The 6,477-nt window shown below is 50.8% G+C and carries 6 protein-coding genes; 2 read left to right on the forward strand and 4 right to left on the reverse strand.

Features of this window, described 5'->3' with window-relative positions:
- Window positions 1-14: 14 nt before the first annotated feature.
- Entirely contained in the window at window positions 15-638 is a 624-nt protein-coding gene (locus tag AC6R0S_RS03670) for a LysE family translocator (RefSeq protein WP_500625560.1), read from the reverse strand.
- Window positions 639-1,069: 431 nt separating this feature from the next.
- On the opposite strand from AC6R0S_RS03670, the gene AC6R0S_RS03675 reads away from it, so the two are divergent.
- Window positions 1,070-2,374 (forward strand): dicarboxylate/amino acid:cation symporter, encoded by a 1,305-nt coding sequence (locus AC6R0S_RS03675; protein WP_500634178.1) that lies wholly within the window; start codon window positions 1,070-1,072, stop codon window positions 2,372-2,374.
- A 225-nt stretch (window positions 2,375-2,599) separates the two neighbouring features.
- On the forward strand, window positions 2,600-4,030 hold the full coding sequence (gene nhaD / locus AC6R0S_RS03680; protein ID WP_500625430.1) for a sodium:proton antiporter NhaD: 1,431 nt from the start codon (window positions 2,600-2,602) through the stop codon (window positions 4,028-4,030).
- A gap of 43 nt (window positions 4,031-4,073) precedes the next feature.
- On the opposite strand, the gene AC6R0S_RS03685 is transcribed toward nhaD, so the two are convergent.
- Genes AC6R0S_RS03685 through AC6R0S_RS03695 form a run of 3 tightly spaced genes read right to left on the reverse strand, consistent with a single transcriptional unit; the run spans window position 4,074 to window position 6,368 of the window.
- Complete coding sequence (locus AC6R0S_RS03685; protein WP_500630932.1) at window positions 4,074-4,469, reverse strand: hypothetical protein; 396 nt, start codon at window positions 4,467-4,469, stop codon at window positions 4,074-4,076.
- 4 nt (window positions 4,470-4,473) lie between these two features.
- Window positions 4,474-4,971 (reverse strand): methylated-DNA--[protein]-cysteine S-methyltransferase, encoded by a 498-nt coding sequence (locus tag AC6R0S_RS03690; protein ID WP_334553149.1) that lies wholly within the window; start codon window positions 4,969-4,971, stop codon window positions 4,474-4,476.
- Entirely contained in the window at window positions 4,968-6,368 is a 1,401-nt protein-coding gene (locus tag AC6R0S_RS03695) for an AlkA N-terminal domain-containing protein (protein WP_500637233.1), read from the reverse strand. The genes AC6R0S_RS03690 and AC6R0S_RS03695 overlap by 4 nt, the downstream gene beginning before the upstream one ends.
- Window positions 6,369-6,477: the final 109 nt, after the last annotated feature.

A 6,477-nucleotide genomic window follows, 5' to 3' on the forward strand; every position in this document is an offset into this window, starting at 1 on the left:
ATGGCTCCTTTGTCCTAGCTCACCCATAACCAAACACCGACACCCATCATCAAGGTGCCCGCTATTCGGTTCATCAATCGGACATTATGCGATTGACCTAGCATGCGTTTCAAGCCTTTACCACCTGTGGCGTAGAGCGTCATGCAAACAAACTCAAACAGCAGAATGATCGATACCAGCACCACCAATTGCGGTGTCAGCGCCACCGATTGATCGATAAAAGGAGGCAGCAGAGAAATCATAAACGCCCAGCCTTTCGGGTTGGCAATCGCGGTCACAAAACCTTGTACCACCAAATCCCAGTCACTGTGAGGGGCTGATTCGACCGTCTCATCAAGATTTAAAGCGAGCTTGCCTCTCGAACGCCACATCTGAATCCCTAAATAGAACAAATAACCGCCCCCGAGCACCTTGAGCGCGGTAAATAGCCATGGGTAATTGAGCATCACCGCGGCGATACCGAGCACCGCCGCCACTGCCACCAAGCCCACGCCGATCAACTCGCCCACCATCATCCACAAGGTACGACGATAACCAATACTCATCCCCAGCGTCAGCGCCAATGTCATGCACATGCCGGGCGTAATAGAGACAAAAAAGAAAGTGGGAATAAACATCCCTAATAAAGCGGTGTTGATCATGAAAAAAGCCTGATGATGTCATTCTATAGGGGTGAGAGTAACAAGATTTTTCTTGCGAGGCTCGACAAAAATGCACCTAAGGTCGCTGTTCACGGCGATTACGCCGACATAGGCAATAAAGTGAATAAAATATGCTTATCTATGCATTTTCTAAATCAATCAAGTGGACACATCGTCTCTATTCCCATGCGGTGAGAAGAAGCCAAGTATTAATGGTCGGGATTTTAACTGTTAAAAACAATAAAAATACGTCAATTAATTTACATTAAGACGTTAACCTGGCGTTAAATACTGACAAATAGCAGTGACCCAGGTCACATCTCCTTATCGTCAGCGCTTTTTCGCTTTCTGATTTTTCATCCTGCCTGCTAACCTCCCTGCCCGCCTTAAAGTGAATTTTAGGCGCATAACTATAAGGAGTGTTCACTATGAATACCAAGAAACCCATGTCGCTAACCGGCCGAGTGATTTTCGGTATGGTTGCAGGTATCTTGACAGGATTTGCAATTCGCACCCTCTTTGCCGACAACGGATTTGTCGACACATACATCGTCAATGGACTGTTTGAAGTTGGTGGCCAAATATTTGTTGCCAGCTTAAAAATGCTTGTTGTTCCTCTCGTTTTTGTTTCACTGGTGTGTGGCACAAGCTCACTGAAAGATCTTTCTACACTGGGCCGCATGGGCGGCAAAACCTTAGGGTTTTACATTGTCACCACGGCGGTTGCCATCACGCTTGCGCTGACCATGGGTAACCTGTTCCAACCAGGTGCAGGCGCTGATCTTACGGCAGCAAGCTCATTCCAGTCCGCCGAAGCACCATCACTGGGCCAGGTGATCATTAACATGTTCCCGACCAACCCAATCAGCGCAATGGCAGAAGGTAAAACTCTGCAAGTGATCGTGTTTGCGGTGTTATTTGGCGTTGCCATCAGCGCGGCGGGCAAGCCAGGTGAGCGCATTGCGGCGTTCTTCTCTGATCTCAATGAAGTGATCATGAAACTGGTGGCGATTTTGATGAACTTGGCGCCGTTTGGCGTGTTCTTCTTGATGGCGAAACTGTTTACTGGTCTGGGCCTTAGCGCCATCATCAATTTGGCGGAGTACTTCCTTGTCCTTGCTGGCACCTTGATTTTGCACGGTTTAGTCACTTACAGCGTGATGCTGAAAGGCTTCACCGGTCTGAGTCCAATCACCTTCTTGAAGAAGATGGAAGACGCGGTCATGTTTGCGTTTTCGACCGCATCGTCAAATGCCACCATTCCGGTCACGATGGAAACGGTGAAAAACCGCATGGGCGTGGAAAACCGCGTCTCCTCATTCACGGTGCCGCTAGGCGCGACAGTGAACATGGATGGTACGGCCATCATGCAAGGTGTCGCGACAGCCTTTATCGCACAAGCCTTTAACATCGACCTCACCATGGGTGACTACTTGATGGTAATCATGACCGCAACACTGGCGTCTATCGGCACAGCAGGCGTACCAGGTGTTGGTCTCGTGATGCTGGCGATGGTCCTTAACCAAGTCGGTCTGCCGCTGGAAGGTATCGCCCTTATCATGGGTGTCGACCGCTTGCTGGATATGATCCGTACCGCCGTCAACATTACCGGTGATAGCGCAGTGACGGTCATCGTCGCGAAATCGGAAGACGCACTGGATGAGACACGCTTTAACGACCCTCAAGCGGGCGTAAAAGAGGAAGAGGTTCATCTCAAGCAGGTTGAAGCCTAACCGCTCATCTCGCGGACCTTGGGCAATGAAAGTACGCCAAAAGCCTCAAACCTCGGTTTGAGGCTTTTGCTTTCTCATCTACCCATTTAGTCAAACGTCGACAATAACTCATTCAAATTCAGGCATATCCAATCTATCTCACACATCCCCATCTGATAACTCTTTAAAATAGGGACTCAACATTCTCGCTATCTTTCTATAACAACTCTTTCAAGGAGTGAAAGTATGAAATTGCATTGGTCAGCCCTATTTGCCCTTTTGTTGCTCCCTTTTCCGACCCTTGCTTCCACCGCCCATGACACACTGCCTCTTACCCAATCGACCATAGGTTACGCCGCGCTGCTGATCTTTGCGATGGCCTATACCTTGGTGATGCTCGAAGAGTACTTGCAGCTGAGAAAGTCCAAACCGGTCTTGTTGGCTGCGGGTATCATTTGGGCCATGATTGGCTACGTCTATTCTCAGCACGATCAGATAGAGGTCGCCAAAGCCGCGCTGGAACATAACCTGCTCGAATACGCTGAGCTGTTACTGTTCTTATTGGTCGCCATGACCTACATCAGCGCGATGGAAGAACGTCGACTGTTTGATGCGCTGCAAGCATGGATGGTGGGCAAAGGCTTTAATTTCCGCGCGCTGTTTTGGCTGACCGGGATACTCGCCTTCTTTATCTCACCGATTGCCGATAACTTAACCACCGCACTGCTAATGTGCGCCGTTGTACTGAAAGTGGCGGGCAATAACCCTAAATTCATCAATTTAGCCTGTATTAATATCGTTATTGCCGCCAACGCAGGCGGCGCTTTTAGCCCATTTGGTGACATTACCACCCTGATGGTGTGGCAGGCGGGGCATGTCTCCTTTGCTGAGTTTATGCCGCTGTTTGTCCCTTCACTGATCAACTACATTATTCCGGCATTCATCATGTCGCTGTTTGTGCCCAATAGTAAGCCAAACGTGGTACATGAGCACATTGAGCTCAAACGCGGCGCGCGCCGTATTGTCGGGCTGTTTATTCTGACGATCGCGACGGCAGTGGCCTTTCATGCGGTGCTGCACTTCCCACCGGTGATGGGCATGATGATGGGGCTCGCCTATTTGCAGTTTTTTGGCTTTTTCCTTCGAAAAACCCTCAAGACCTCGTTACACAAAAAAGCCGCGCGCGCGATTGCGAACCGTGATGATTACGCACTCAAGCGCCTCGGGTCTGTCGTCCCGTTTGATGTGTTTCGCCGCGTCTCTCACGCGGAGTGGGACACCTTACTGTTCTTCTACGGCGTCGTGATGTGTGTGGGAGGGCTAAGTTTGCTCGGCTACTTAGGCGTGATTTCTGAGGTGATGTACACCCAGTGGGATCCCATGTGGGCCAACGTCATGGTGGGGATTCTCTCAGCCATCGTCGATAACATTCCTGTGATGTTCGCGGTACTCACCATGGAGCCGAGTATGTCGATGGGTAACTGGCTACTGGTCACACTGACCGCCGGTGTCGGTGGTAGCTTACTCTCAATAGGGTCTGCGGCCGGGGTAGCCTTGATGGGGGCGGCGCACGGTAAGTACACCTTCTTTGGTCACCTCAAATGGATGCCCGTTATTGCGCTTGGTTATATCGCGAGTATCGTCTGCCACATGGCGCTCAATGGGGGCTTGTTCTAACGTTTTAACGTTCTAAACGCTCTAGCGCGCGTAACAGACAAAATTAAGGCTTCACTGGCAAAGGCTGCGCACCGCGCTTTTGCCAGATGCTCGCCAACTGATATTTCGCACACACGCTGCACGTCAGCACTTCATTTTTGCCGTGGATACGCATCACGATGTCTTCTCGCTGCTCTTTTGAGTTGTTGCGCATTTGGATGAACAACTGATTGCCCTCGACATTAAAACTCTTTTCTAAGTTCGGTTGCCCCGCTTTAATAAAGGTCACCATCGCATTATTAAAGCGCAGCACGTCGTCGTTGTACTGGTTTTCGTAGTCACCGACAAACTCATAGGTTTGCTTGTTGAGGTAACGTTCAGCGTCATCTTCTGAACAGCCTACAAGAACCAGTGACGCCAGCAGTACCCTCATCCCCCAATTGCATTGTCGACCAACCATAACTTTACCTCGTACTTTCCAATTTCAAGAGGGACGCCTTACGCTCCACGCCCCCTGCATAACCCGTTAATTTACCGCTTTTACCTATTACGCGATGACAAGGCACAATGATCGAAATAGGATTTTTCCCGTTCGCCGCCCCCACCGCGCGTACCGCTTTAGGGTTGCCTATGGCATCGGCGAGTTGCTGATAGCTCCACGTTTCACCAAAAGGTATCGTCGTTAGCGCTTGCCAAACTTGACGTTGAAATGGCGTGCCCTGCGCGGCGAGAGGCAGGTCAAAACTGTCACGCTGATTGGCAAAGTACTGCTCTAACTGTTTGATTGCTTTAGTCAGTATAGGATCAGAATCGCTGCGCTGGCCTAAATTTTCTGGCTGAGTGGTCTGTGTTTCAAACCACGCTCCAGTCAGCCCCTCACGAGTGGCTTGTAAAACCATCTCACCGAGAGGACTGGTCATGGTGGTGTAGACGTATTGAGTTTGCTCGTTGTGCGTGGTCATGCATGGCTCCAACAATGAAAAGTGGCGTAGCTCCCCCAAGGGGCGACGTGTGTCGAGGTGAGAGAAGGAAAGCGCGCCAACGCTTTTTTCACCACCAGATCCGTATCAAGAAAGCAGTTCGCTTGCGAGGCGCCGCGCAGTTTGGCGTAGTTGACTGTCCAAGGGCCGATGCCTTTCAAGGTCAGCCACTCATCGGGCTCTGCCTGAGGTTGTTCTAGCATAAACTGGGCAAACCGCGAGAGCGTCTCCTTGCGACTTTGCGGCATTTTCAAAAATGCCAAATCGGCACTCGCCACCTCGCCCGGCGTCGGAAAGTGAGTGACGCCGCCTGGTTGCAGGGTCGAGGCCAACAAATTGAGCTGTCCGATCGCCGCTTTGATGGACACTTGCTGACCCAAAATCGCCCTCACGCCGGCCTCCCAACAATCCCAGACACCGGGAATTCGCAGCCCAGAATACTTAACCAATGACGACTCTATCGCCGTCAAATGTGCTTCCACCGCGGTGATGTCGGTGTCCAAATCAAACATGCGTCTTAGCTGAGTCACTAAAGGTCGAAGCAAGCGTGTGTCCTCAAGCTCAAACTCTACCCTCATCACGCCCGGTTTATGGGGATAAATGCAAATATGAGCGTGATGATGACCGACAGTGACAACGCGCGAATAATGGCGGTCACTGACCTGCTCTAATCCCTCTATTGCGCGCAAACGATAAAAATCCAGCATTTGCGACCAATCCAGTGGGCCTTTGTACGCAAGATCAATCACAGAGTGCGATTGGGCATCACTGCCTTGCCGACGCACTTGGCTCGGCGTTAGTTTCAGCACCTGTTTAAACGCATCGTTGAAGCGCCGCACGCTTTGAAATCCACTGGCAAACGCAATCGCCCCAATCGGCATCGAGCTCGAGTGGAGCAGTTGTTTGGCAAACAGCAGCTGAGTCGATTGCAGGTATTGTTTCGGTGACATCCCTAAGTATTTTTCGAACAGCTTGCGCAAATAGCGATCGCTGATCCCCAGACGCTCGGACAAATGAGGCAATCCCTTACTGTCTACCTCTCCTTGCTCAATCAGAGTGATGGCACGTTGAAATGTCGTTTCCACCCCTTTCCATGCCCACGAACTCGGCGCACTGTCCGGTCGACAGCGTAGGCATGGCCGAAAGCCCGCCTGCAATGCTTGGGCGCGATCAAGAAAGTAGGTGACGTTTTCCTCTTTCGGTAAGTTGGCTGGGCATATCGGACGGCAGAAAATACCCGTTGTTTTGACGCCAATGTAGAACTGGCCGTCAAAGCGGGCATCTCGGCTTAACCTCGCTTGCTGGCATTCGTGCACACTCAATGGGCCGAGCATCGCCATAGGCGATGACACGCCCTGTCCTTTTTCACCTGTGGTCATTATTCACATTGCTCTCTTGGCGCTAAGTCATGGAGAAAGTCTAACGGTTTGCACACGCAATACTAGCCATTTTCGGAACTCAACCTTGTCAACTTTTGGATGAAAACTT

It is taken from the genome of Vibrio sp. R15-SG3-ISO1B (genome assembly GCF_059833835.1).

Coding starts and splice junctions, on each gene's coding strand:
- nhaD (WP_500625430.1), top strand. CDS start 2,600: ATGAAATTGCATTGGTCAGCCCTATTTGCCCTTTTGTTGCTCCCTTTT.
- AC6R0S_RS03695 (WP_500637233.1), bottom strand. CDS start 6,368: ATGACCACAGGTGAAAAAGGACAGGGCGTGTCATCGCCTATGGCGATG.
- AC6R0S_RS03685 (WP_500630932.1), bottom strand. CDS start 4,469: ATGGTTGGTCGACAATGCAATTGGGGGATGAGGGTACTGCTGGCGTCA.
- AC6R0S_RS03690 (WP_334553149.1), bottom strand. CDS start 4,971: ATGACCACGCACAACGAGCAAACTCAATACGTCTACACCACCATGACC.
- AC6R0S_RS03675 (WP_500634178.1), top strand. CDS start 1,070: ATGAATACCAAGAAACCCATGTCGCTAACCGGCCGAGTGATTTTCGGT.